Below are 23,135 nucleotides of genomic sequence, written 5' to 3' on the forward strand. Positions count from 1 at the left end.
GACTCCAGCCGGAAACGTGTGGTCCGTGGCCCCGCCCGCGCGACATGATCGGTGCCGACAGGCCACGACAGCAGGGAGACCTCCGTGCCCCATACGATCGATGAAGCCTTTACGGCGCTTCCGCTACGCGCGCTGGCCGACGCGGCGCTGGCACGCGCGCGTGCGCTGGGTGCCGAGCATGCGGATTTCCGGTTCGAGCGGGTGCGCAGCGCGTCCTGGCGCCTGCGGGACGCCAGGCTCGCCGGGTCGTCGGACACCACCGACCTCGGGTACGCGGTGCGGGTCGTGCACGGCGGGACCTGGGGGTTCGCCTCCGGGGTGGATCTGACGCTGGACGCCGCCGCCAAGGTCGCCTCGCAGGCGGTGGCGATGGCGAAGCTGTCCGCCCAGGTGATCAAGGCCGCCGGGTCGGACGAGCGGGTGGAACTCGCCGACGAGCCCGTGCACACCGAGAAGACGTGGATCTCGTCGTACGAGATCGATCCGTTCACCGTGCCCGACGAGGAGAAGTCGGAACTGCTGGCGGAGTGGAGCGGGCGGCTGCTGGCGGCGGACGGGGTCAATCACGTCGACGCCTCGCTGCTCACCGTCCACGAGAACAAGTTCTACGCCGACACCGCCGGGACCGTGACCACCCAGCAGCGGGTACGGCTGCACCCGCAGGTGACCGCCGTGTCGGTCGACGAGTCGAGCGGCGAGTTCGACTCCATGCGCACCATCGCGCCGCCCGTCGGACGCGGCTGGGAGTACCTGACGGGCACCGGCTGGGACTGGGACGACGAGCTGGCACGCATCCCCGAGCTGCTCGCCGAGAAAATGCGGGCGCCCAGCGTCGAGGCGGGGCCGTACGACCTCGTCGTCGACCCGTCCAACCTGTGGCTGACCATCCACGAGTCCATCGGCCACGCCACCGAACTGGACCGCGCTCTCGGTTACGAGGCCGCCTACGCGGGCACCTCCTTCGCCACCTTCGACCAGCTCGGCAAGCTCCGGTACGGCTCCGACCTGATGAACGTCACCGGTGACCGCACCGCCGAGCACGGCCTCGCGACCATCGGATACGACGACGAGGGCGTCGCGGGCCAGTCCTGGGACCTGGTCAAGGACGGCACGCTCGTCGGCTACCAGCTGGACCGGCGGATCGCGAAGCTGACCGGGTTCGAGCGGTCCAACGGGTGTGCGTTCGCCGACTCCCCCGGCCATGTGCCGGTGCAGCGCATGGCCAATGTGTCGCTCCAGCCGGATCCGGCCGGGATGTCCACCGAGGATCTGATCGGGAGCGTCGACCGCGGGATCTACGTGGTCGGCGACCGGTCCTGGTCGATCGACATGCAGCGCTACAACTTTCAATTTACCGGGCAGCGGTTCTTCAGGATCGAGAACGGGCGGATCACCGGGCAGCTGCGGGACGTCGCCTATCAGGCCACGACCACCGACTTCTGGGGGTCCATGGCCGCGGTGGGCGGGCCGCAGACCTACGTCCTGGGCGGTGCCTTCAACTGCGGCAAGGCTCAGCCTGGGCAGGTCGCGGCGGTCTCGCACGGCTGCCCGTCGGCCCTCTTCAAGGGAGTCAACATTCTGAACACCACGCAGGAGGCCGGTCGATGAGCGCCCGTACCAACAAGCCGCACGAGATCGTCGAGCGGGCCCTGGAGCTGTCGCAGGCCGACGGGTGTGTCGTCATCGCCGACGAGCAGTCCACCGCCAATCTGCGCTGGGCGGGCAACGCGCTGACCACGAACGGCGTCACGCGCGGGCGGACGCTCACCGTCGTCGCGACCGTCGACGGCAAGGAGGGCACGGCCTCCGGCGTCGTGTCGCGGTCCGCCGTGACCCTGGACGAGCTGGAGCCGCTGGTGCGCGCCGCCGAGGCCGCCGCGCGCGGTGCCGGGCCCGCCGAGGACGCGCAGCCGCTGGTGACGGACGTACCGGCGTCGCCGGACTTCACGGACGGCCCGGCCGAGACGTCGTCCACCGTGTTCGCCGACTTCGCCCCGGCGCTCGGTGAGGCGTTCGCACGCGCGCGGGCGGGCGGGCGGGAGCTGTACGGCTTCGCCAACCACGAGCTGGTGTCAACGTACGTGGGCACGTCCACGGGGCTCCGGCTGCGGCACGACCAGCCCAACGGGACGCTGGAGCTGAACGCCAAGTCGCCGGACCGTACCCGCTCGGCGTGGGCGGGTCGCTCCACCCGGGACTTCAAGGACGTGGACCCCACGGCGCTCGACGCCGAGCTGGCCGTACGCCTCGGCTGGGCCGAGCGGCGCCTGGAGCTGCCCGCGGGCCGGTACGAAACCCTGCTGCCGCCGACCGCCGTGGCCGACCTGCTGATCTACCAGCTGTGGTCGGCGTCGGGGCGGGACGCGGTCGAGGGGCGGACGGTGTTCTCCAAGCCCGGCGGCAAGACGCGCGTGGGTGAGAAGCTGACCGGGCTGCCGCTGACTCTGCGCAGTGACCCGAACGAGCCGGGCCTTGAGTCCGCGCCCTTCGTGATCGCGCACTCCTCCGGCGGCGACCAGTCGGTGTTCGACAACGGGTTGCCGCTCGGCTCCACCGAGTGGCTGCGCGCGGGCGAGCTGAAGCACCTCATGACCAGCCGGCACAGCGCGGGGCTGACCGGGCTGCCCGTGGCGCCGAGCATCGACAACCTGATCCTGGACGGCGGCGACGACCGTTCGCTGGACGAGATGGTCGCGAACACCGAGCGCGGCCTGCTGCTGACCTGCCTCTGGTACATCCGCGAGGTCGACCCGGCGACGCTGCTCCTGACCGGCCTGACCCGGGACGGGGTGTACCTCGTCGAGAACGGTGAGGTGACCGGCGAGGTCAACAACTTCCGGTTCAACGAGTCGCCGGTGGGCCTGCTGGGGCGGGCCACGGAGGCGGGGCGCACGGAGAAGACCCTGCCCAGGGAGTGGAGCGACTGGTTCACCAGGGCGGCGATGCCCGCGCTGCGCATCCCCGATTTCAACATGAGCTCTGTCAGTCAGGGCGTATAACCTCGTAGGCGTTCGCAGTCGGTTGTCACCCGACTGCCCGAAGATCATCGAGGAGACACGAGAACCGTGACGGACATCGTCGACGAGCTGAAGTGGCGTGGCGTGATCGCCCTGTCCACTGACGAGGACGCATTGCGCAAGACGCTCGCGGACGGTCCCGTCACGTTCTATTGCGGTTTCGACCCGACCGCGGCCAGCCTGCACGTCGGCCACCTGGTGCAGGTCCTCACCATGCGCCGCCTCCAGCAGGCGGGCCTGCGCCCGCTGGCGCTGGTGGGCGGCGCGACCGGCCAGATCGGCGACCCCCGCCCGACGGCCGAGCGCACGCTTAACGACCCGGAGACGGTCGCGAACTGGGTGAACCGCCTGCGCGCGCAGATCGAGCCGTTCCTGTCCTTCGAGGGCGAGAACGCCGCGGTGATGGTGAACAACCTGGACTGGACGGCCGGCCTGTCGGCCATCGAGTTCCTGCGGGACATCGGCAAGCACTTCCGCGTCAACAAGATGCTGACCAAGGACTCGGTCGCCCGCCGGCTGCAGTCCGAAGAGGGCATCAGCTACACGGAGTTCAGCTACCAGCTGCTCCAGGGCATGGACTTCCTGGAGCTGTACCGGCGGCACGGCTGCACGCTCCAGCAGGGCGGCAGCGACCAGTGGGGCAACCTCACGGCCGGTCTTGACCTGATCCACCGGCTGGAGCCGCACGCCCATGTGCACGCTCTGGCGACGCCGCTGATGACCAAGGCGGACGGCACCAAGTTCGGCAAGACCGAGGGCGGCGCCATCTGGCTCGACCCGGAGATGACGACGCCGTACGCGTTCTACCAGTTCTGGCTGAACGCGGACGACCGGGACGTCTCCACGTACATGCGCATCCTGTCCTTCAAGTCCCGTGCGGAGCTGGAGGAGCTGGAGAAGCAGACCGAGGAGCGTCCGCAGGCCCGTGCCGCGCAGCGTGCGCTGGCCGAGGAGCTGACGACGCTGGTGCACGGCGCCGACCAGACGGCCGCCGTGATCGCCGCGTCGAAGGCCCTCTTCGGCCAGGGCGAGCTGGCGGAACTGGACGACCGGACGCTGGCGGCGGCCCTCTCCGAGGTGCCGCACATCCAGGTCGAGCAGCTCGGCCAGGTCGTCGACCTCTTCGCCGAGGTCGGCCTGGTGGCCAGCAAGTCCGCGGCGCGGCGCACCGTGAAGGAGGGCGGCGCCTACGTGAACAACGTCAAGGTCGCCGGCGAGGACGCGGTGCCCGCGAAGGAGGACCTGCTGCACGGGCGGTGGCTGGTCCTGCGGCGGGGCAAGAAGAACCTGGCTGCGGTCGAGGTCACCGGCGTCTGACGGAGCTACGGGGCCGTACAGGAACGGGGCCCTGCAGGAACGTATGCACGGCGAAGGGGCGGTTTCCCTGACAGGGGGCCGCCCCTTCGGCATGTTCCGAGGGTCACGTCCGCTGCTTGCGCTTGCCCAGCGTCGCCATGTACAGCATGTCCCCGACGTACACGATGATCACCGCGGCGACGATCTGGAAGATGTGCCGGCTCCAGTCGATGCCGCTGGTCTCCTCGACGCCGAAGCCCCGGGCGATGGCGTTACCGGCGATGGCGCCGAGAATGCCGAAGATGGTGGTCAGCCAGAGGGGGCTGTGCTGCTTGCCCGGGATGATCGCCTTCGCAAGCAGACCCAGCACGAATCCGACGATGATCGCCCACAACCAGCCCATCTCTGCCTCCTCCTACGGCTCGGGGTGAGCCTCCCGGCCAGTCTTGGTCCGTCGCTGGTACGTCGCATGCCGGGTACCGCCGTACGTGTTACGGCTGACGGCGTTCCCCCTGGTGGCAGGGGCCCCGGTCTCGTAGGCGGCGCAGGCGGGGCGTACCGTGGAAGGTGTCCTGGCCCGGGTCCCCGACCGGGGGCGGACGGGTACGGGCACTGGGGAGAGTCCGATGCGGGCGGATGGTGGAATCTGATGCGGAAGCTGCATGCCGGCGACAACGCCCAGGTGTTCCGGATCACCGGGGCCCGCGCGGGTCTCCACGACGATGTGCGCGCCCGGCAGCGCCGGTACATCATCTCGATGTCGGTCCGTACGGTGTCCGTGATCCTCGCTGCCACGCTGTGGAACGTCGAACGGCACGTCGCGATCGTGGCGTTGGTGCTTGGGGCGGTCCTGCCGTACATCGCGGTGGTGATCGCCAACGCGGGGCGGGAGAACGCGCCGGGTCTGCCGTCGACGTTCGTGAGCGCGCCGATGCGGCCGATGATCGCGCCGCCGCGGACGAATGACGGTTCCGCGGAATCCGTCCCGGAAGATGTGGCGGACGACTCCGCGCCGGGCGGACAAAGCAAACCGCGCGACGGGGCGTGACGCTGCGGAGCGGTTTCCTCCGGAAGTCCGGGGGTGTCGGCTCCGTACCAAGCTCAGGAAAAGCTCAGATCAATAGTGTTGTTCCGGTGCCGGGGGACGGGTTACCCGTGACATACTTCGTGGACGCTCCGCATCCCCCGTCGGAGCGATGGACCGACGCCGGGCAGCTCCCCCCGTGGCTGCTCGGCGTCGCCTTTTTGTGAGACGAATCTGTGAGTGACGCGATCTGTTCTGCCAAGGGTTGCCGTGCCGATGCGGTGTGGGTGCTGGCTTGGAACAACCCGAAGATTCATACGCCGGAGCGGCGCAAGACATGGATTGCCTGCGAGGAGCATCGCGAGTATTTGTCGCAGTTTCTTGGGGTGCGGGGGTTCTTGAAGGACGTTGTCCTACTCGAAGAGTGGGAAGCGCCGGAGGTTTGACGTCTTCGTCTGCGGGCGCGTGGGGGCTGGTCGCGCAGTTCCCCGCGCCCCTTCAGGGCGTGGTAGCTAGCCGCCGATAGCGGACATCGGTCGGTCCGGCTGGACGAACGACGGGTCGTCCAAGCCCGCGCCCGCCTTCTTGCCCCACATCGCCAGGCGCCAGATGCGGGCGATCTCCTCGTCGGGGGCGCCGGAGCGCAGGGCCGCTCGTAGGTCCGTCTCCTCCCGGGCGAACAGGCAGGTGCGGACCTGGCCGTCGGCCGTCAGGCGGGTGCGGTCGCAGGCCGAGCAGAACGGGCGGGTGACGGAGGCGATGACGCCGACGACATGGGGGCCGCCGTCGACCAGCCAGCGCTCCGCCGGGGCCGAGCCGCGCTTCTCCTCGCCCTCGGGGATCAGCTCGAAGCGGGTGCGCAGGGACGTCAGGATGTCGCCGGCCGTGATCATGCCGTCCCGCTTCCAGCCGTGCTGGGCGTCCAGGGGCATCTGCTCGATGAAGCGCAGTTCGTAGTCGTGCTCCACGGCCCAGGCGAGGAGGTCGGGGGCCTCGTCCCCGTTCAGGCCCGGCATCAGGACCGTGTTGACCTTGACCGGGGTCAGGCCCGCGTCCCGGGCGGCGTACAGGCCCTCGATGACATCCTTGTGCCGGTCGCGGCGGGTGAGGGCCTTGAAGACGTCGGGGCGCAGGGTGTCCAGGGAGACGTTGACCCGGTCGAGGCCCGCCTCCTTCAGGGCGGCCGCCGTGCGCTTGAGGCCGATGCCGTTGGTCGTCAGGGACATCTGGGGGCGGGGGGTCAGCGCGGCGACGCGCTCGACTATGCCGACCAGGCCGGGGCGCAGCAAGGGCTCGCCGCCGGTGAAGCGGACCTCTTCGATGCCCAGGGTGGTGACGGCGATGTCGATCAGGCGGACGATCTCGTCGTCCGTGAGCAGGTCGGGCTTGGCCAGCCACTGCAGGCCCTCCTCGGGCATGCAGTAGGTGCACCGCAGGTTGCAGCGGTCCGTCAGCGAAACCCTCAGGTCGGTGGCCACTCGGCCGTAGGTGTCGATGAGCACTTGAGGCCCCCTCCCTCGTCACGACCAGATTCAACTTCCGTCACCTGCGAGCCTACGTGACCGCACTGACAGCGACACCGGCCCGATCCCACGACGTACGACGCGGCCGCGTCGTAGAGATCTACGACGCGGCCGCTCAGGGGGCGTGCTCAGTGGGCGCCGGTGCCGGTCAGGGACCGGACCTCCAGCTCCGCGTACTTGCCGGCGTCGGGCTCTTCCTTGGACAGGACCGTGCCGAGCCAGCCCATGAAGAAGCCGAACGGGATCGAGATGATGCCCGGGTTCTTCAGCGGGAACCAGGCGAAGTCGACGTCGGGGAACATCGCCTTGGGGTCGCCGGAGACGACGGGTGAGAACAGCACCAGGCCGACGGCGACGATGAGGCCGCCGTAGATCGACCACAGCGCGCCCTGGGTGGTGAACTTCTTCCAGAACAGGCTGTAGAGGATCGTCGGCAGGTTGGCGGAGGCCGCGACCGCGAAGGCCAGGGCGACCAGGCCGGCGACGTTGAGGTCGCGGGCGAGGGCGCCGAGGAGGATGGAGACGGCGCCGATGCCGATGGTGGCGAGGCGGGCCGCCCGGACCTCCTCCTTCTCGGTGGCCTCGCCCTTCCTGATGACGTTCGCGTAGATGTCGTGGGCGAACGACGAGGACGAGGCCAGGGTCAGACCGGCGACCACGGCGAGGATCGTCGCGAAGGCCACCGCCGAGATGGTGGCGAGCAGGATCGCGCCCCACGCCGAGTCCACGCCGCCCAGATGGAGGGCGAGCAGTGGTGCGGCCGTGTTGCCGGACGGGTTGGACGCGATGATCTCTTCCTGGGAGATCAGCGCGGCGGCGCCGAAGCCGAGGGCGATGGTCATCAGGTAGAAGCCGCCGATGATGCCGATGGCCCAGTTCACGGACTTACGGGCGGCCTTGGCGTTGGGCACCGTGTAGAAGCGGATCAGGATGTGCGGCAGGCCGGCGGTGCCGAGGACCAGGGCGATGCCGAGGGAGATGAAGTCCAGCTTGGAGGTGCCGGTCGCGCCGTACTGGAGGCCGGGCTCCAGGAAGGCGGCGCCCTTGCCGCTGTTCTCGGCGGCCTTGCCGAGCAGGTCGGAGATGTTGAAGTTGAACTTCAGCAGCACCAGGAACGTAATCAGGATCGTGCCACCGATCAGCAGCACGGCCTTGACCATCTGGACCCAGGTCGTGCCCTTCATGCCGCCGATGGAGACGTACACGATCATCAGCAGGCCGACGAGGGCGACGATGAGGATCTTGCCCGCGTCGGAGGTGATGCCGAGCAGCAGCGAGACCAGGACACCGGCGCCCGCCATCTGGGCCAGCAGGTAGAAGATCGACACGACGATCGTGGAGGTGCCGGCCGCCGTGCGCACGGGGCGCTGGCGCATGCGGTAGGCGAGGACGTCACCCATCGTGTAGCGGCCGGAGTTCCTGAGCGGCTCGGCCACCAGGAGCAGGGCGACCAGCCAGGCGACGAGGAAGCCGATGGAGTAGAGGAAGCCGTCGTATCCGAAGAGGGCGATGGCGCCCGCGATGCCGAGGAAGGACGCGGCGGACATGTAGTCGCCGGAGACGGCGAGGCCGTTCTGGAAGGCGCTGAACGACCGGCCGCCCGCGTAGAAGTCGGCGGCGTCCTTGGTCTGGCGGCCCGCCCAGACGGTGATGAAGAGGGTCGCGACCACGAAGCACGCGAACAGGGTGATGATCAGCGGCCGGTGCTCGCTTGCCTCGTTGGCGGCAAGCTGCACATGGGTCATCGCGGGGCTCATGCGCCGCCCTCCATACGGGTCTTGATGGCCTCGGCCTTGGGGTCGAGCTTGGCACCGGCGTGCCGCGCGTACCACCAGGCGATGAGGAACGTGGTGACGAACTGGGCGATACCGAAGACGAAGGCGATGTTGATGTTGCCGAACAGCTTGGTGCCCATGAAGTCGCCCGCGTAGTTGGAGAGCAGGACGTACAGCAGGTACCAGACGATGAAGGCGACGGTCAGCGGAAAGGCGAAGTTGCGGTAGGAGCGGCGCAGTTCACCGAACTCCGCGCTCTGCTGCACCTCGGTGAACTCCTCGGTGGAGGGGAGTTTGTGTGTCTCTTTCGAGGGGGGCGGTGCGTCGGTGGCCACGGAGTCTCCTCGCGTTGCGGGCGCTGTTGCGACGGTGGACGGGGACGGGTCGGGGGGTGGGGACGGGTTGGGTACGGACATGGCGGCTCTGTTCTCAGTGGTGATGTGGATCACGTGAGCCGGGTGGTGATGTTAGGGCCACGGCGCGTGATCCGACAGAGGCTCGATCCTGCTCGCGCCCCCTTCCCAAGGTCACGGCGGCGCGCGAGGCCCGGTTCAACTCCGAAGGTCTCTTTCCGAAGTCGCCCGGGTGAGTGATTGCTGGCCAGGTGGTTCGGGGTTAGTTTCACTCCAGCACCACTCGTCATGTACCTGCCCGGGCGGCACCCACGCCCGGGCAGGTTTCCGTTCCGGATGATGTGGAGATCCCATGGTTCATCTGCGGTCCAGACGCCGTCTCGGCCTCGCCGCATCCCTCGCCCTGTCGCTGACCGCCTCGCTCGGCTTCCTGCCGACGGCGGCCTCCGCCACACCGTTGGCGGAGCCCGGCGAGCGGGCCGCGGACGCGACCACCCTGGCGTACGTCGTCAACACCCGACCGGACCATCGCACGATCGCGTCGGTGAAGAAGGCGATCGCCGCGACCGGCGGCACCGTCGTGATCGCGTACGAGAAGATCGGCGTGATCGTCGCCCACTCGGCGAACCCCGACTTCGCCAAGGCGATACGCGCGGTACGCGGCGTGCAGTCGGCGGGCGCGTCGCGTACGGCGGCCCTGGCCCCCGCCGGGGCGACGGACGAGGGCCCCGTCCAGCCGTTGACGAGGGGGCAGGCCTCGAAAATCGCGCGCGCGTCCGCCGCGGCGGAGGCCAGCGAGCCCCTTGAGGCCGACCAGTGGGACCTGCGGGCCATCGGCGCCGACAAGGCCGCGCGGATCAACCCGGGCAGTTCGAAGGTCACCGTCGCCGTCATCGACACCGGCGTCGACGACACCCATCCGGACCTGGCCCCGAACTTCTCCGCGTCCCAGTCGGCGAACTGCGCCGGCGGCGTCGCGGACACCGGCGAGGGCGCCTGGCGCCCGTACACCCCGCAGGACTACCACGGCACGCACGTCGCGGGTGAGATCGCCGCGGCCCGCAACGGCATCGGCGTCGCGGGGGTCGCGCCCGGCGTGAAGATCTCGGCCGTCAACGTGAGCGACCCGAAGAACGGCCTCTTCTACCCGGAGAACGTCGTCTGCGCCTTCGTGTTCGCCGCCGACCACGGCGTGGAGATCACGAACAACAGCTATTACGTCGACCCGTGGCTGTACAACTGCCTGGACGACCCCGACCAGAAGGCCATCGTCGACGCGGTCAACCGCGCCCAGCTGTACGCCCAGAAGAAGGGCACACTGCACCTGGCCTCGGCGGGCAACTCCAACCACGACATGGACGCCGATGCGATCGTGGACGAGAGCAGCCCCGACGACTCCAAGCCGGTCCCCCGCACGATCGACCCGCACGAGTGCTTCGACGTGCCCACTCAGCTGCCGGGCGTGGTCACGGTGAGCGCGACGGGCGTGCAGAACGTCAAGTCGTACTACTCGTCCTACGGTTACCGGGTCGTCGATGTCGCGGCGCCGGGCGGTGACCGGAAGTTCCAGACCCCGACGGACACACCGTCGGCGAACGGCCGCATCCTGTCCACCATGCCGAACGGCGAGTACGGCTGGTTGCAGGGCACGTCGATGGCCTCCCCGCACGCGGCGGGCGTGGCCGCGCTGCTGAAGTCGCGGTACCCGAAGGCGACTCCGGCCCAGCTGCAGGGGCTGTTGAAGATCCAGGCGGACAATCCGGGCTGCCCCGAGTCGTACGACCAGGACGGCGACGGCAAGCAGGACGCGGTGTGCGAGGGCGGGGAGCTGTTCAACGGCTTCTACGGGTTCGGCATCGTCGACGCACTAGACGCGGTCGACTGACCGGATGGGTCGGTCCATGTAGTCCGGTAGCCCGGCGGCAATCCAGTCGACATATTGATCGGGTCAACACTGCATAGTTCAGTCATGACTGACATCAGTACTGCTTGGTCCGCGGTGGGCGGCGACCCCGCCCTCCTTCCGCGGGTGTCGACGGTGGTGCGGGAGGGCGCGCTTCAGGCGCGCCTTCCCGTACGGGAGTTGGCGCGCGCGTGCGCGGGCGCGTGCGCGCTGGCCGCGGCCGAACTGGGGGCGCGGCGGGCCGGCCTCGCCGAAGTGCCCGAGGTGCGGCTGGACGACGGGGCGATCGCCACGGCGTTCGTGAGCGAACGGCATCTGCTGGTCGACGGGCGCGCACCGGTGACCTTCGCGCCGCTGTCGCGGTTCTGGCGGACGGCGGACGGCTGGGTGCGGACGCATGCGAACTATCCACACCACCGGGCCCGGCTGCTGGCCGCGCTGGGTGTGACGCAGGACGAGCCGGACGCCGTGGCCGCGGCGCTCGCCGAGCGGTCCTCGCACGAGGTCGAGGAGTCCGTGTACGCGGCCGGCGGACTGGCCGTGGCGCTGCGTACGCCCGAGGAGTGGGCGGCCCACGAGCAGGCGGCAGCGGTGGCCCGACGGCCGCTCGTCGAGCGCGAACGGCTCGACACGGCACGCGCGCGCGTGCTCCCGCCTCTCGACGGCACTCCCCTGTTGCCCGCCGCCGGAGTACGCGTCCTGGACCTGACGCGGGTCATCGCGGGCCCCGTCGCCACGCGCACGCTCGCGCTGCTCGGCGCGGACGTCCTGCGCCTGGACCCGCCGCAGTTGCCCGAACTGACGGACCAGCACGCCGACACGGGCTTCGGGAAGCGCTCGGCGACGCTGGACCTCGTGGCCGACCGCCGCGCCTTCGAGGAACTGCTCGCGACGGCGGACGTCGTCGTCACCGGCTACCGGCCGGGCGCCCTCGACCGGTTCGGGCTGTCGGCGCGGGAACTGGCCGAGCGGCGGCCCGGCCTGATCGTGGCGCAGCTGTCGGCATGGGGCGCGTACGGGCCGTGGCGCGAGCGGCGCGGGTTCGACAGCCTGGTGCAGGTCGCCACCGGTATCGCCGCGACCGAGGGGGCCGCGAACGACGGACCGGACGGACGGCCCGGCGCACTGCCCGCGCAGGCCCTCGACCACGGGACGGGGTACCTGCTGGCGGCGGCCGTACTGCGGGCGCTGACCGAACAGCGGGAGCAGGGGTACGGCCGGTGCGTGCGGCTGGCGCTGGCGCGCACGGCGTGGTGGCTGACGAACGGGAGCCGGCCGGGCCCGGAGGGGGACGTGACGTACGACGCGCCCGATGCCTGGCTCACCGAGCGGGACAGCGCGCTCGGGCGGCTGCGGTACGCCCTGTCGCCGGTGTCGTTCGCGGGCGGTCCCGTCGACTGGGCGCGGCCGCCGGGGGTTTGGGGCGCGGGGACGGCGGGGTGGGGCCACTGAGCATGGGGGCCGCCGGAGCCGTATCCCTGGGTGTCCCCCTGGGCGGAATGCCGTACCACCACTTGTTTACTGGCGCTTGCCCGAATCTGTGTTGTTTTGTGATGATCTTAAGGTGACATTGACCAGACCCTCCCCCGCCCCGTCCGACGGGAGTGCGCCGAGACCGCGCCCCGGCGTCGGCCCTGCCGTCGCCGTGCTCGTCCTGGTGGGGGTGGCGGCGCTGATCCCGCTGCTCGGGCCGTCGGCCGCGCTGCACGGCACCGGCGAGGCCGCCGCGCCCGGCGCGGGTGGGATCGCGCTGCTGCGCACGGTGCTGTTCGCGGCCCTGTGCGTCCCGGTGGGCGAGCTGCTCGTGCGCCGGCTGGCCCGTTCGGTGCCCGGCGCGACCGGGGCCATGCCCCGCAGTTGGGCGCCGTACGCGGCCGGCGCCGGTTTCGTCGCCGCCCTTGCCCTCGCCTCGGTCGTGTCCACGGGCAACCTCGTGCCGGACAGCCCCGCCGACCTCGACATCGGCGGCCTCTACGCGTCGCGTGACGGCAAGCTGGCTCTGCTGGAGGTCAACGCCTTCGCCGTGGCCGGGCTGTGCGCGCTCTCACGCCGGCCGGGCACCCAGGTCTGGCCGCTGGCGGCGGTGGTGGTCGCCGAGGCGCTGCGCGCGCACCCCACGACCGAGCACAGCCCGCTGCTCGGCTCCGGCCTGACACTGGTGCACCTCGCCTGCGCGTCGCTCTGGGTCGGCGGGCTGCTGTACGCGCTGCGGACCCTGCGCGTATGGGGCGCCGCGGAGGCGGGCGCGGCGCTGCTGGGCCTCTACGCGCGCGTGGCGGCCGTACTGCTCGCCGTCATCACGGCGACAGGGGTGTGGAGTTCGCTGCGCCGGATGCCGCCGGACACGGTCCTGGAGCAGTTGACGGACACGGGGTACGGGCGGGCGCTGCTGGCCAAGGTGATCCTGGTGGCGGCCGTGGCCGCGCTCGCCCTCTGGGCGCGGATCCGGCTGCGCCGCGCGGCCGACGCGCTGAGCGCCTGCGCTCCCGCGCGCGCGGAGGTCATCGCCCTGGGCGTGGTGGTCGCGCTGTCGGGGCTGCTGACGGCCCTGCCGGTGCCGATCCGCTGGTGAGCCGGTCACGCACTCAGCCGCGTTCTCCGCGGCCGCAGTTGGCGACCAGAACCTTCAGCGCGACGCGCTCGCCCCTCGCCCCTCCTCCGTCGGCGCTACACCCCCGCCGCGTCCAGCAGCGACCCCGCCGCGTAGGTGACCCCCATGGCCAGCGCGCCGCCCGCGACATTGCGCAGGACCGCTCGGGCCGGGGCGGCGGCGCCCAGGCGGGCGCTGCTCCAGCCGGTCAGCGCGAGGGCGGCCAGGACGGAGGCGACGGTCACCGGCAGCCGCCAGCCCGCCGGCGGCAGCACCATCGCGAGCAGCGGCAGCAGCGCCCCCGCCGTGAACGCCAGAAAGCTGGCCCACGCCGCGTGCCACGGGTTGGTCAGCGCGTCCGGGTCGATACCGAGCTCCACGCGCGCGTGTGCCTTCAGCGCGTCCCGTTCCGTCAGCTGGACGGCCGCCTCCCTGGCGACCCCCCGGGACAGCCCGCGCCGCTCCAGCAGCTCCGCCAGTTCCTCCAGCTCCTCCTCCGGCCGCTCCCGCAACTCCCGCTTCTCCACGGCCAGCGCGGCCTTCTCCGCGTCACGCTGCGTGGAGACCGAGACGTACTCCCCCGCCGCCATCGACATCGACCCCGCGAGCAGTCCGGCCAGCCCGGCCGTGAGCAGCGCCGAGCGCTCGTCCGTCGCGCCGGCCACGCCGACGACGAGTCCCGCGGTCGACACGATGCCGTCGTTCGCCCCGAGGACGGCCGCCCGCAGCCAGTTGAGCCGCTCGCCCAGCGCGCCGCCGTGGGCCTCGTCATGCGTTGGTTCGGTCACATGCGGAGGATCGCACCGAGGGGGACATCCAGGACGTACCGACGCTCCCGGCCGGGCGCCGGGGCCGACGGGGTCGCCGAGGTGCGGCAACACGGCATGTCCGCCGACCGGTTGACGCCCACGCGTTCGCCACTCTCGAACAGGCGGACCCGGCAAGGCACCTGACGGTCAGGGCTGTCAGTCCCGGCCCGTATCCTCAGTGACCATGCTCGAAGACCTCACGACCGCAGCGTCCTCCCCCACAGCGTGGCCGGCCGCGTATCCGCAGGGATACGCGGTCGTTGACGTGGAGACCACCGGCCTGGCCCGGGACGACCGGATAATCTCCGCGGCCGTCTACCGGCTGGACGCGCTCGGTGAGGTCGAGGACCACTGGTACACGCTGGTCAACCCGGAGCGCGACCCGGGCCCGGTGTGGATCCACGGCCTGACGAGCGAGGCGCTGGAGGGCGCCCCCCTGTTCCAGGACATCGCCGAGGAGTTCTCGGCCCGCCTCGACGGCCGGGTGCTCGTCGCGCACAACGCCGTCTTCGACTGGCAGATGATCGCGCGGGAGTACGCGCGCGCGGAGCGCGAGGCGCCGGTACAGCAGCGGTTGTGCACCATCGCGCTGTCCAAGGAGCTGGGCCTGCCGCTGCCCAACCACAAGCTGGAGTCACTGGCCGCGCACTTCGGCGTCGTACAGCAGCGCGCGCACCACGCCCTCGATGACGCGCGCGTGCTGGCGGAGGCGTTCCGGCCGAGCCTGCGGGCCGCGGCGGCGGGTGGCAGGCGGCTGCCGTTGCAGGAGTGCCGGCCGCTGACCGAGTGGCGGGACACCGCCGCGCCCCGGATCGGACAGCAGGCAGGGGGCCACAGCGGCGGCGGCTACGGCAGCTATCGGCCGACCAGTTGGCGTCCGTCCCGGAAGCGGCCCGCCTGCCCCCATCCCAACCCGGGTCGCTACGAAGAGGGCAAAAGGCTCAAGCAGGGCATGCGGATCGCCTTCTCCGGAGACACCTCGGTCGAGCGCGACCTGCTGGAGGACCGCGCGATCGAGGCCGGGCTGCATGTGGCGACGAGCCTGTCCCGGCTGACCAGCCTGCTCGTCACGAACGACCCGGACGCGGGCACCTCGAAGGTGGTCAAGGCCCGTCAGTACGGGACGCCCGTGGTCGACGAGGCCGCCTTCGGACAGCTCCTCAGGGATGTGGAACCGGCGTCGGAGCAGTGACCGTACGGACGGGTGATTCCGCGCGACTCGCCCGGAGCCCTCTCGCCCGGGCCGCGGTGACGGCTCACCCTGTGGCGCATGGCGACATGTGAAGTATGCGGAAACGACTACGGCATGAGCTTCGAGGTGCACGCGCAGGGCGCGGTGCACGTCTTCGACTGTTTCTCCTGTGCGATCCACCGCATGGCCCCGGTCTGCGAGCACTGCCGCGTCCAGATCATCGGCCAGGGCGTGGAGGTCGAGGGCCACTGGTACTGCGGCGCCCACTGCGCCCGCGCGGAGGGGAAGGTGGGGATCGTCGACAAAGTATGACCCGGTACCCGCCTGAGAACACCCCACGACCGAGTTGTACGGTCGTGGGGTGTACCGCTTCCTGTTGTCCCGGCAGTGGGTGATCCTCACGCTGGTCGCCCTGCTCCTCATCCCCACGATGATCAGGCTGGGCATCTGGCAGATGCACCGCTACGAGGAGCGCTCCGCCCGCAACCAGCTGGTCGCCGACGCGCTCGGCGCGAAGCCGGAGCCCGCCGAGAAGCTGACCTCCCCGGGGCACACCGTCACCACCAAGGAGCGGTACCGCAGCGTGAGCGCGGTGGGCCACTTCGACACCGAGCAGGAAGTCGTCGTCAGGCGGCGCGTCAACGCCGACGAAGAGGTCGGCTTCCACGTCCTCACCCCCTTCGTCCTGACGGACGGCAAGGTCCTGCTGGTCAACCGGGGCTGGATTCCCGCGGACGGGCCGACCCAGACGGCGTTCCCGAAGATCCCCGCCCCGCCGAGCGGCCAGGTCACCGTCACCGGGCGGCTGATGCCCGACGAAACGACCGAGGCGAGCGGCATCAAGAACCTCAAGGGCCTGCCCGACCGGCAGGTCATGCTGATCAACAGCGAGCAGGAGGCGCGGCGCCTCGACGCCCAGGTGCTCGGCGGGTACATCGTGCAGTCGGCGCCCGAGCCGAAGGGGGACACGCCCGAGCTGATCGGCAAGCCCGGCAACGAGAACGCTCCGCTGAACTACGCGTACGCCATCCAGTGGTGGCTGTTCGCGGCGGGCGTCCCCGTCGGCTGGCTGATCCTGGCCCGCCGCGAGGCCCGCGAGCAGGCGGACGCGGCCGCTCCGGAGGAGACGGAGACGGCGCCGGCCCCGGTGTAGTCCGCCGGCCCCGGTGCAGTCCCCAGCGCGACGCACGCCACGCTCACTTTTGGTGGCCGTTCACGCGGTCACTTCCGGCGGCCGCTCAGCTGGTCCTGCCAGTAGCGGAAGGTGCGTTCCGGCTCGGGCAGCAGGTCCCACGGGTGGTGGGTCATGTGGCGGCCGATGCGCTGGAAGACGGGGCCCGCCTCGGCCGGGCGGTGGGCGCGGGTCAGCGCGAAGGCGAGGACGTTGAGGTCGGCGACGGCTTCTGCGTGCGGCGCGGCGGCCGTGTGGAACCAGCGCGAGAGGGCCGTGTCGATCTCCCTCGCCGCCCTGGGTTCGTTCCAGTGGCCGCTCGCGCCGAGCGCGTCGAGACCCGTCCGCCCCTGGCGGTGGGCGACGAGTTCCACGCGGGCCGCGACCGGCAGCAGGGCGATCGGGGATCCGTGCGGCGCCTGGAAGGCGACCTGCCAGGCGAAGTCCATCATGTCGGGGACCGCGCCGTGCCCGCGCGGGGACAGGTACCGCAGTAACAGGTGGTAGGCCGTGCGATGCCAGGGCGCACGGTTGACGGCCTGGGTCCACACCGGCACCGCGTCCTGCACCGGTACGGCACTGGAGTGCATCAGGGACAGCAGCGCCAGCCAGGGCGTCGGATCCTCCGGGCAGGCCGCGGCGGCGTGCAGACACGTCTGCTCGGCCTGGCGGACCGCGGAGTGCCCCTCGGCCGGGGCGCGGGCCGACTGGACGAACGCGCGCAGGACCAGGGCGTCACCGTCGTCGGGCCGGTCGGCGGCCCATCTCTGGGAGACCACGGGCGGCAGGCGCCGGGCGAGGACGGAGACGCGGTGGGCTCGGCGGTCCCAGTCGCGTCCGGTGGCGCGCAGCAGTTCGGCCACGGGTTCCCATGCGGGGCTTGTGCGGCCGGCTCCGAGGCCGTGGAGCTGTTGGGTGGGGCGGAGTTCGCGCAGGGTTCTGTGCAGGGGGGCGTCGTCGAGTTCGGGGCGGATTATCAGGGAGCGGCTTCTCAGCATCTGCGTCTCGCCGTGAGGGTTCTGGTTCTGGGCGGCTGCGGGTGGTTCGTGGTTGCTCGCGCCCACGCGGCGGAGCCACATATCGACACAGCCCCGCGCCCCTTTAGGTACGTCCGCTGCGGGTACCCAAGGGGCGCGGGGACCTGCGTGACCAGCCACCGACCACCCGCAGACGCCCTCTGACATGGAGTGGCAGTGGCGCGCGAACGCCGGAGGCGTCAGCAGCAGCGGCTCTGCGGGTGTTCCTCCCGGCGCAGGGTGCGCAGCACCTCGTACTCCCGGCGGGTCGGTACCGGGGCCTCGGGGTGACGGCGGCGGTGCCGGTCGCAGTAGCGGTCGTACTCCGCCTCGCCGGTCAGCTCGCGCGCGTACCAGCGCAGCGCCCCCAGCACCTTCCTCACGGGGCTCATGAGCGCGCCCCCACCAGCGGCTCTTCGGGCCGCTCCGGCACGTCGATGCGGGACTCGACGTACGGTGCTTCGGTGGTCGGCAGGGGCTTCCCGGACCGGATGGCGCGGACGCACACCACCGCGCAGTTGACCAGGACCGTGAGGACCAGCAGCAGGAAGATCGCCATGATCACGCCGTCCACCGTGTTGTTGAGCACGATGGTGTGCATGTCGTCCATGTTCGTGGCGCCCGGCAGCAGCCGGCCGCCCTCGATGGCCTGCGCGTACTTGTCCCGCAGGGCGAAGAAGCCGATCGCCGGGTTGTCCGAGAAGATCTTCTGCCAGCCCGCGGTGAAGGTGACGGCCACGTCCCAGGCCAGCGGGATGCCGGTGACCCAGGCCCAGCGCAGCTTGCCGGATTTGATCAGTACGGTGGTGGTGACGGCCAGGGCGACCGCGGCCAGCAGCTGGTTGGCGATGCCGAACAGCGGGAACAGCTGCTTGATGCCGCCGAGGGGGTCGGTGACACCGGCGTAGAGGAAGTATCCCCAGGCGCCCACGACCAGGGCGCTGGTGATCCAGATGCCCGGCTTCCAGGTGACCCGGCCGATCGGCTTCCAGACGTTGCCCAGCATGTCCTGGAGCATGAAGCGGCCCACGCGTGTGCCCGCGTCCACGGTGGTGAGGATGAACAGGGCCTCGAACATGATCGCGAAGTGGTACCAGAAGGCCTTCATCCCGGCCCCGCCGAACACCCCGGCGAAGATCTCCGACATGCCCACGGCCAGAGTGGGAGCACCACCGGAGCGGCCGACCAGCGTCTCCTCCTCGACGGCCTTGGCCGCCGCGGTGAGCTGGTCCGGGGTGATGGTGAAGCCGAGGTTCTTCACCGCCTCGGCTGCGGTGTCCACGGTCGGGCCGAGCAGCGCGGCCGGGGAGTTCATGGCGTAGAACAGGCCCGGTTCGAGCACGCACGCGGCGATCAGGGCCATGACGGCGACGAAGGACTCCGTGAGCATGGAGCCGTAGCCGATCATCCGGACCTGGGACTCCTTCTGGATCAGCTTCGGCGTGGTGCCGGAGGAGACCAGGGCGTGGAAGCCGGACAGCGCGCCGCAGGCGATGGTGATGAACAGGAACGGGAACAGCGACCCTGCGAACACCGGTCCGGCGCCGGTCGAGGCGAACTCCGTCACCGACTCGGTCTTCAGGGTCGGGGCGGCGATCACCACGCCGACGGCCATCAGGGCGATGGTGCCGACCTTCATGAAGGTGGAGAGGTAGTCGCGCGGCGCCAGCAGCATCCACACCGGCAGCACGGAGGCGACGAAGCCGTAGCCGACCAGGCAGAAGACCAGGGTCTCCGGGCTCCAGACGAAGTACTCGGCGAGCGAGGAGTCCTGGATCCAGCCGCCGCCGATGATGGCGAGCAGCAGCAGTGCCACACCGATGAAGCTGGTCTCCACGACCCGGCCGGGGCGCAGATAGCGCAGGTAGAAGCCCATGAAGAGGGCGATCGGGATGGTCATGGTGACCGAGAAGGTGCCCCACGCGGACTCGGCCAGCGCGTTGACGACGACCATCGCGAGGACCGCGAGCAGGATGATCATGATGGCGAAGACGCCGATCAGCGCGGCGGCACCGCCCACCTTGCCGATCTCGTCACGGGCCATCTGACCCAGGCTCTTGCCGTCCCGGCGCATCGACAGGAACAGGACGATCATGTCCTGCACGGCGCCGGCGAAGATCACGCCCGCGATGATCCAGACCGTGCCCGGCAGATAGCCCATCTGCGCCGCCAGCACCGGACCGACCAGCGGGCCGGCGCCGGCGATCGCCGCGAAGTGGTGGCCGAACAGCACCCGCTTGTCGGTGGGGTGGTAGTCGACACCGTCCTCCAGCCGCTCGGCCGGAGTGGCACGGGTGTCGTCGACCCGCAGGACCCGCCGTGCGATGAACCGCGAGTAGAAGCGGTAGGCGATCGCGTACGAGCCGAGGGCCGCCACGACCAGCCAGACGGCCGAGATCTCCTCGCCCCGGGACAGGGCGAGCACGGCCCAGCCGAGGGCGCCGACGAGGGCGACGGCGATCCAGAGTGCGACCGACTTTGGCGACATCCGGGATTTTTCCGGCGCCTCACGGCCGGATTCGGGCATGGCTGACGTAGGCATGGCGGCTCCTGAACTCAACAGGTGGGCGAAGCGGGAGTGCGGCAGAAGGGCGGGAGTGCTGCAGAAGGGGAAGTGCGGCTCAGCGATGCCGATGTCAGTCTCGATCTCGATGCTGATGTCGATGTCGACGTCGCTCCGTCAGCGCGTACGCCGCGAGCAGGCAGAGGCCGCACCCCGGCACCCAGGCGAGCTGGTACCAGTAGAAGAACGGCGTCCCCGCCAGCCGCGGATCCGCACCGGCGTACAGGGGAACCCACAGCAGGCCTGCGGCGGGCGCGAGGAGCAGTACGGCGATCGCGACGCGCCGTAGCCGGTGATGACCGGTCCGTGCCATGACCTGCGCTCCTCTCCCGCTAGCTGTCGGTCTGTGCAAGAGTTGCCCACCCCCGGAGCCGGTTGACAGCGAAATTCCGGGAAATTTCCCGCCGGTTTCCTGTCCTCCGTTCCGGCCGCTCGGGCAACTCTCGCGCGAGGGCACAGGCACACCAAGGACGGTGACCCATGGCCGACGGCGCCATGACCGCGACGTTTCTCGCCGTGATCGGCGGAGCGTCGCTGCTCGCCGTCACCGCGCGGCGCCTCAGCCCGAGCGACCGGCTGCCGTCCCTGGAGGGCTGGGCGCTGGCCGACCGCAGCCTCGGCCCGGTGTGGACCTGGCTGCTGCTGGGCGGCACGATCTTCACCGCGTACACCTTCGCCGCCATACCGGGGCTGGCGTACGGCAACGGCGCGCCCGCCTTCTTCGCGGTGCCGTACACGGTGATCGTCTGCCCGATCGCCTTCGTGCTGCTGAGCCGCCTGTGGTCCGTCGCCCGTCGGCACGGCTACGTCACCGCGGCCGACTTCGTCCGCGGCCGGTACGGCTCGGCGCCGCTGGCCCTGGTGGTCGCGCTCACCGGGATCCTCGCGACGATGCCGTATCTCGCGCTGCAGCTGCTCGGCATCAGGGCGGTGCTGGCGGCCGGGGGCGTGTATCCGCGGGGCGTGGCCGGTGATCTGGTGATGGTGGCCCTGTTCGCGGGGCTGGCCGTCGCGACCTACCGGCATGGGCTGCGCGCCCCGACCGTCATCTCCGCGCTCAAGGCCGTGGCCGTCTTCGTCTCACTGACCGCGGTGACCTGGCTGGTCCTCGACCGGCTCGGCGGCCCCGGTGCCGTCTTCGACGGTGCGGCCGAGCGCCTCGGCGGCCCGGCGCTGCTCCTCGCCCCCGAGCAGCAGCCCGCCTACGCCACCCTCGCCCTCGGCTCCGCGCTCGCCCTGCTGATGTACCCACATGTGCTCACCGCCGGTTTCGCCGCCGACGGCCCGCGGACCCTGCGCAAGGTGTCGGTCGCGCTGCCCGCCTGGACCGGGCTGCTCGCCCTCTTCGGCTTCCTCGGCATCGCGGCCCTCGCGACGGGCGTCCGCGCCCCGGCGGGCGGCGCCGAGGCGGCCGTACCGATGCTGGTGGACCGGCTGATGCCGGCGCCGCTGGCGGGGCTGGTGTTCGGTGCGATCACCGTGGGGGCGATGGTCCCGGCGGCGGTGATGTCGATCGCCGCCGCCACTAGCTTCGTACGCAATGTGTATGTCGAGTACGTCCATCCGACGGCCACGCCCAAGCGGCAGGTGCGGATCGCCAAGGCGGTGTCGCTCACCGCGAAGGTGGGCGCGGTGGCGTTCGTGTTCGGGCTGCGCGACCAGGACGCCATCAACCTCCAGCTCCTCGGCGGGGTGTGGATCCTGCAGATCTTCCCGGCCGTCGCGGTGGGCCTGTTCACCGGGCGGCTGCATCCGCGGGCGCTGCTCGCCGGGTGGGGCGTGGGCATGGTGGCGGGGACCTTCATGGTCGTACAGGAAGGGTTCTCTTCGGTCGTGCCCCTCGGCAGCGGGCCGGAGATCTACGCCGGTCTCGCCGCCCTGTTCCTCAACCTGACCGTCGCCGTGGCCGGGACCGCGGTGCTCGAACGCCTCGGCGTCCCGCGCGGCGCCGATCTGACCGACCTGCCGTCACGCCTGAGCGTCAGGCGGCGCCCCGAGACGGGAGCGAACAACCCGTGAGACAGCACCTGAGACACGAGGCCGGTAGTGCCGCGGCACCTGCCGTGCCCCTCGCCCCCGCGGTGACCGACCCGGCCGACCTGGAGCGCGAGGCCGGTCTGGCCCGGCTGTTCGAGCTGCACTACTCCTCGATGCTGCGCCTCGCCGTCCTGCTCGGCGCCGACGATCCGGAGAACGTGGTCGCCGAGGCCTACTACCAGATCTACCGGAAGTGGCGGCGGCTGCGGGACGCCGAGGCGGCGGAGGCGTATCTGCGCTCCACGGTGTGCAATCTGACGCGGATGCGGATACGGCATCTCCAAGTGGCCCGCAAGCACGTCGAGAAGCCGGCGCAGGTCGAGGTCGTCGCGTCCGCCGAGAGCACCGCGCTGCTGCACGACGACCAGCGTGTGCTGATCGACGCGCTCCAGCAGCTGCCGGCCCGGCAGCGCGAGGCGCTGGTGCTGCGGCACTGGCTCGGGCTGAAGGAGAGCGAGATCGCCGCGGCGATGGGGATCTCCTGCGGCTCCGTCAAAACCCATACCGCACGCGGCCTCGCCGCCCTGACCCAGGCGATGGAGGCCCGGCGATGACGTATCGAGATGCGACTCCGTCGCGCGGCACCGGCCCGGACCGCACGGAGCGGGAGCTGCGCGAGGCGCTCTCCGCCCTCGCAGACGGGGTGCAGGCGGCGCCCGACGCGTACCGCACGGCGCGCGGCGAGTGGCTGCGCCGGGAACGCCGACGCCGACTCGTCCTCGCCGTCCTCATCGCGGTCGTGTTCGCCCTGGCCACCCTGATCGGCCTGTGGGTCCTCAACCAGGCCCCGTCGGATCCCGGCGTCATCTTCTCGGACACCGGCTCCGCGGCGAGCGGGCAACTCACCGGGCCCCACCCCTGACGCC

General features: G+C 70.9%; 23 protein-coding genes. 14 read left to right on the forward strand and 9 right to left on the reverse strand.

Annotated elements, in window-relative coordinates; all coding sequences use genetic code 11:
- The first annotated feature begins 84 nt into the window (after nucleotides 1-84).
- From ACIA8X_RS44690 to tyrS, 3 genes are all read left to right on the forward strand, one after another.
- A complete protein-coding gene (locus ACIA8X_RS44690; protein ID WP_393443133.1) occupies nucleotides 85-1,608 on the forward strand; it encodes a TldD/PmbA family protein in 1,524 nt (507 codons plus the stop codon).
- Nucleotides 1,605-2,999 (forward strand): metallopeptidase TldD-related protein, encoded by a 1,395-nt coding sequence (locus ACIA8X_RS44695; RefSeq protein WP_399460683.1) that lies wholly within the window; start codon nucleotides 1,605-1,607, stop codon nucleotides 2,997-2,999. The genes ACIA8X_RS44690 and ACIA8X_RS44695 overlap by 4 nt, the downstream gene beginning before the upstream one ends.
- 66 nt (nucleotides 3,000-3,065) lie before the next feature.
- A complete protein-coding gene (gene tyrS / locus ACIA8X_RS44700) occupies nucleotides 3,066-4,334 on the forward strand; it encodes a tyrosine--tRNA ligase (RefSeq protein ID WP_399460684.1) in 1,269 nt (422 codons plus the stop codon).
- 103 nt (nucleotides 4,335-4,437) lie between these two features.
- On the opposite strand, the gene ACIA8X_RS44705 is transcribed toward tyrS, so the two are convergent.
- Complete coding sequence (locus tag ACIA8X_RS44705) at nucleotides 4,438-4,716, reverse strand: GlsB/YeaQ/YmgE family stress response membrane protein (RefSeq protein ID WP_393443127.1); 279 nt, start codon at nucleotides 4,714-4,716, stop codon at nucleotides 4,438-4,440.
- A gap of 246 nt (nucleotides 4,717-4,962) precedes the next feature.
- On the opposite strand from ACIA8X_RS44705, the gene ACIA8X_RS44710 reads away from it, so the two are divergent.
- Nucleotides 4,963-5,361: a DUF3099 domain-containing protein gene (locus tag ACIA8X_RS44710; RefSeq protein WP_393443125.1), complete on the forward strand. Its 399-nt coding sequence runs from the start codon at nucleotides 4,963-4,965 to the stop codon at nucleotides 5,359-5,361.
- A 212-nt stretch (nucleotides 5,362-5,573) separates the two neighbouring features.
- Complete coding sequence (locus ACIA8X_RS44715; protein WP_393443124.1) at nucleotides 5,574-5,783, forward strand: hypothetical protein; 210 nt, start codon at nucleotides 5,574-5,576, stop codon at nucleotides 5,781-5,783.
- A gap of 66 nt (nucleotides 5,784-5,849) precedes the next feature.
- On the opposite strand, the gene moaA is transcribed toward ACIA8X_RS44715, so the two are convergent.
- The 3 genes from moaA to ACIA8X_RS44730 all read right to left on the reverse strand — a co-directional run bounded on the left by moaA (nucleotide 5,850) and on the right by ACIA8X_RS44730 (nucleotide 8,970).
- Nucleotides 5,850-6,839, reverse strand: coding sequence for a GTP 3',8-cyclase MoaA (gene moaA, locus ACIA8X_RS44720; protein ID WP_393443122.1), 990 nt, complete (start codon nucleotides 6,837-6,839; stop codon nucleotides 5,850-5,852).
- A gap of 149 nt (nucleotides 6,840-6,988) precedes the next feature.
- Entirely contained in the window at nucleotides 6,989-8,617 is a 1,629-nt protein-coding gene (locus tag ACIA8X_RS44725) for a cation acetate symporter (RefSeq protein WP_393443120.1), read from the reverse strand.
- Nucleotides 8,614-8,970, reverse strand: coding sequence for a DUF485 domain-containing protein (locus ACIA8X_RS44730; protein WP_393443118.1), 357 nt, complete (start codon nucleotides 8,968-8,970; stop codon nucleotides 8,614-8,616). Before ACIA8X_RS44730 ends, ACIA8X_RS44725 begins: the two co-directional genes overlap by 4 nt.
- Before the next feature lie 370 nt (nucleotides 8,971-9,340).
- Between ACIA8X_RS44730 and ACIA8X_RS44735 the strand changes: the two genes are divergently transcribed.
- The 3 genes from ACIA8X_RS44735 (at nucleotide 9,341) to ACIA8X_RS44745 (ending at nucleotide 13,463) form a co-directional block, all read left to right on the forward strand.
- Nucleotides 9,341-10,873 (forward strand): S8 family serine peptidase, encoded by a 1,533-nt coding sequence (locus ACIA8X_RS44735; protein WP_393443116.1) that lies wholly within the window; start codon nucleotides 9,341-9,343, stop codon nucleotides 10,871-10,873.
- A gap of 84 nt (nucleotides 10,874-10,957) precedes the next feature.
- Complete coding sequence (locus tag ACIA8X_RS44740) at nucleotides 10,958-12,343, forward strand: CoA transferase (RefSeq protein WP_399460685.1); 1,386 nt, start codon at nucleotides 10,958-10,960, stop codon at nucleotides 12,341-12,343.
- Between the two features lie 112 nt (nucleotides 12,344-12,455).
- Nucleotides 12,456-13,463 (forward strand): CopD family protein, encoded by a 1,008-nt coding sequence (locus ACIA8X_RS44745; protein WP_393443112.1) that lies wholly within the window; start codon nucleotides 12,456-12,458, stop codon nucleotides 13,461-13,463.
- Nucleotides 13,464-13,558: 95 nt separating this feature from the next.
- Here ACIA8X_RS44745 and ACIA8X_RS44750 read toward each other — a convergent pair whose 3' ends face one another.
- Nucleotides 13,559-14,269 carry a VIT family protein gene (locus tag ACIA8X_RS44750; RefSeq protein WP_393443110.1) on the reverse strand — a complete coding sequence of 237 codons (711 nt, stop codon included), beginning with the start codon at nucleotides 14,267-14,269 and terminating at the stop codon, nucleotides 13,559-13,561.
- A gap of 205 nt (nucleotides 14,270-14,474) precedes the next feature.
- On the opposite strand from ACIA8X_RS44750, the gene ACIA8X_RS44755 reads away from it, so the two are divergent.
- The 3 genes from ACIA8X_RS44755 (at nucleotide 14,475) to ACIA8X_RS44765 (ending at nucleotide 16,635) form a co-directional block, all read left to right on the forward strand.
- A complete protein-coding gene (locus ACIA8X_RS44755) occupies nucleotides 14,475-15,482 on the forward strand; it encodes a DEDDh family exonuclease (protein WP_393443108.1) in 1,008 nt (335 codons plus the stop codon).
- Between the two features lie 78 nt (nucleotides 15,483-15,560).
- Entirely contained in the window at nucleotides 15,561-15,794 is a 234-nt protein-coding gene (locus ACIA8X_RS44760; RefSeq protein WP_272122862.1) for a hypothetical protein, read from the forward strand.
- A gap of 49 nt (nucleotides 15,795-15,843) precedes the next feature.
- The gene (locus ACIA8X_RS44765) at nucleotides 15,844-16,635 is read left to right on the forward strand and encodes an SURF1 family protein (protein ID WP_393443106.1); all 792 of its coding nucleotides are present in this window, start codon (nucleotides 15,844-15,846) and stop codon (nucleotides 16,633-16,635) included.
- Between the two features lie 68 nt (nucleotides 16,636-16,703).
- Here ACIA8X_RS44765 and ACIA8X_RS44770 read toward each other — a convergent pair whose 3' ends face one another.
- The 4 genes from ACIA8X_RS44770 to ACIA8X_RS44785 form a co-directional block, all read right to left on the reverse strand.
- Nucleotides 16,704-17,717 carry a hypothetical protein gene (locus ACIA8X_RS44770; protein WP_399460686.1) on the reverse strand — a complete coding sequence of 338 codons (1,014 nt, stop codon included), beginning with the start codon at nucleotides 17,715-17,717 and terminating at the stop codon, nucleotides 16,704-16,706.
- Nucleotides 17,718-17,869: 152 nt separating this feature from the next.
- On the reverse strand, nucleotides 17,870-18,061 hold the full coding sequence (locus ACIA8X_RS44775) for a YbdD/YjiX family protein (RefSeq protein ID WP_393443102.1): 192 nt from the start codon (nucleotides 18,059-18,061) through the stop codon (nucleotides 17,870-17,872).
- A complete protein-coding gene (locus ACIA8X_RS44780; RefSeq protein WP_399460687.1) occupies nucleotides 18,058-20,211 on the reverse strand; it encodes a carbon starvation CstA family protein in 2,154 nt (717 codons plus the stop codon). The genes ACIA8X_RS44775 and ACIA8X_RS44780 overlap by 4 nt, the downstream gene beginning before the upstream one ends.
- Nucleotides 20,212-20,305: 94 nt before the next feature.
- Nucleotides 20,306-20,545 (reverse strand): DUF3311 domain-containing protein, encoded by a 240-nt coding sequence (locus ACIA8X_RS44785; RefSeq protein WP_393443098.1) that lies wholly within the window; start codon nucleotides 20,543-20,545, stop codon nucleotides 20,306-20,308.
- A gap of 167 nt (nucleotides 20,546-20,712) precedes the next feature.
- Here ACIA8X_RS44785 and ACIA8X_RS44790 point away from each other — a divergent pair, with 167 nt between their 5' ends.
- Genes ACIA8X_RS44790 through ACIA8X_RS44800 form a run of 3 tightly spaced genes read left to right on the forward strand, consistent with a single transcriptional unit; the run spans nucleotide 20,713 to nucleotide 23,131 of the window.
- Nucleotides 20,713-22,251, forward strand: coding sequence for a sodium:solute symporter (locus tag ACIA8X_RS44790; RefSeq protein ID WP_399460688.1), 1,539 nt, complete (start codon nucleotides 20,713-20,715; stop codon nucleotides 22,249-22,251).
- Nucleotides 22,248-22,823: a sigma-70 family RNA polymerase sigma factor gene (locus tag ACIA8X_RS44795; protein ID WP_399460689.1), complete on the forward strand. Its 576-nt coding sequence runs from the start codon at nucleotides 22,248-22,250 to the stop codon at nucleotides 22,821-22,823. Before ACIA8X_RS44790 ends, ACIA8X_RS44795 begins: the two co-directional genes overlap by 4 nt.
- Entirely contained in the window at nucleotides 22,820-23,131 is a 312-nt protein-coding gene (locus ACIA8X_RS44800) for a hypothetical protein (protein WP_393443093.1), read from the forward strand. The genes ACIA8X_RS44795 and ACIA8X_RS44800 overlap by 4 nt, the downstream gene beginning before the upstream one ends.
- Nucleotides 23,132-23,135 lie beyond the last annotated feature (4 nt).

It is taken from the genome of Streptomyces sp. NPDC051738 (genome assembly GCF_044453205.1).
In the GTDB taxonomy this organism is placed as follows: domain Bacteria; phylum Actinomycetota; class Actinomycetes; order Streptomycetales; family Streptomycetaceae; genus Streptomyces.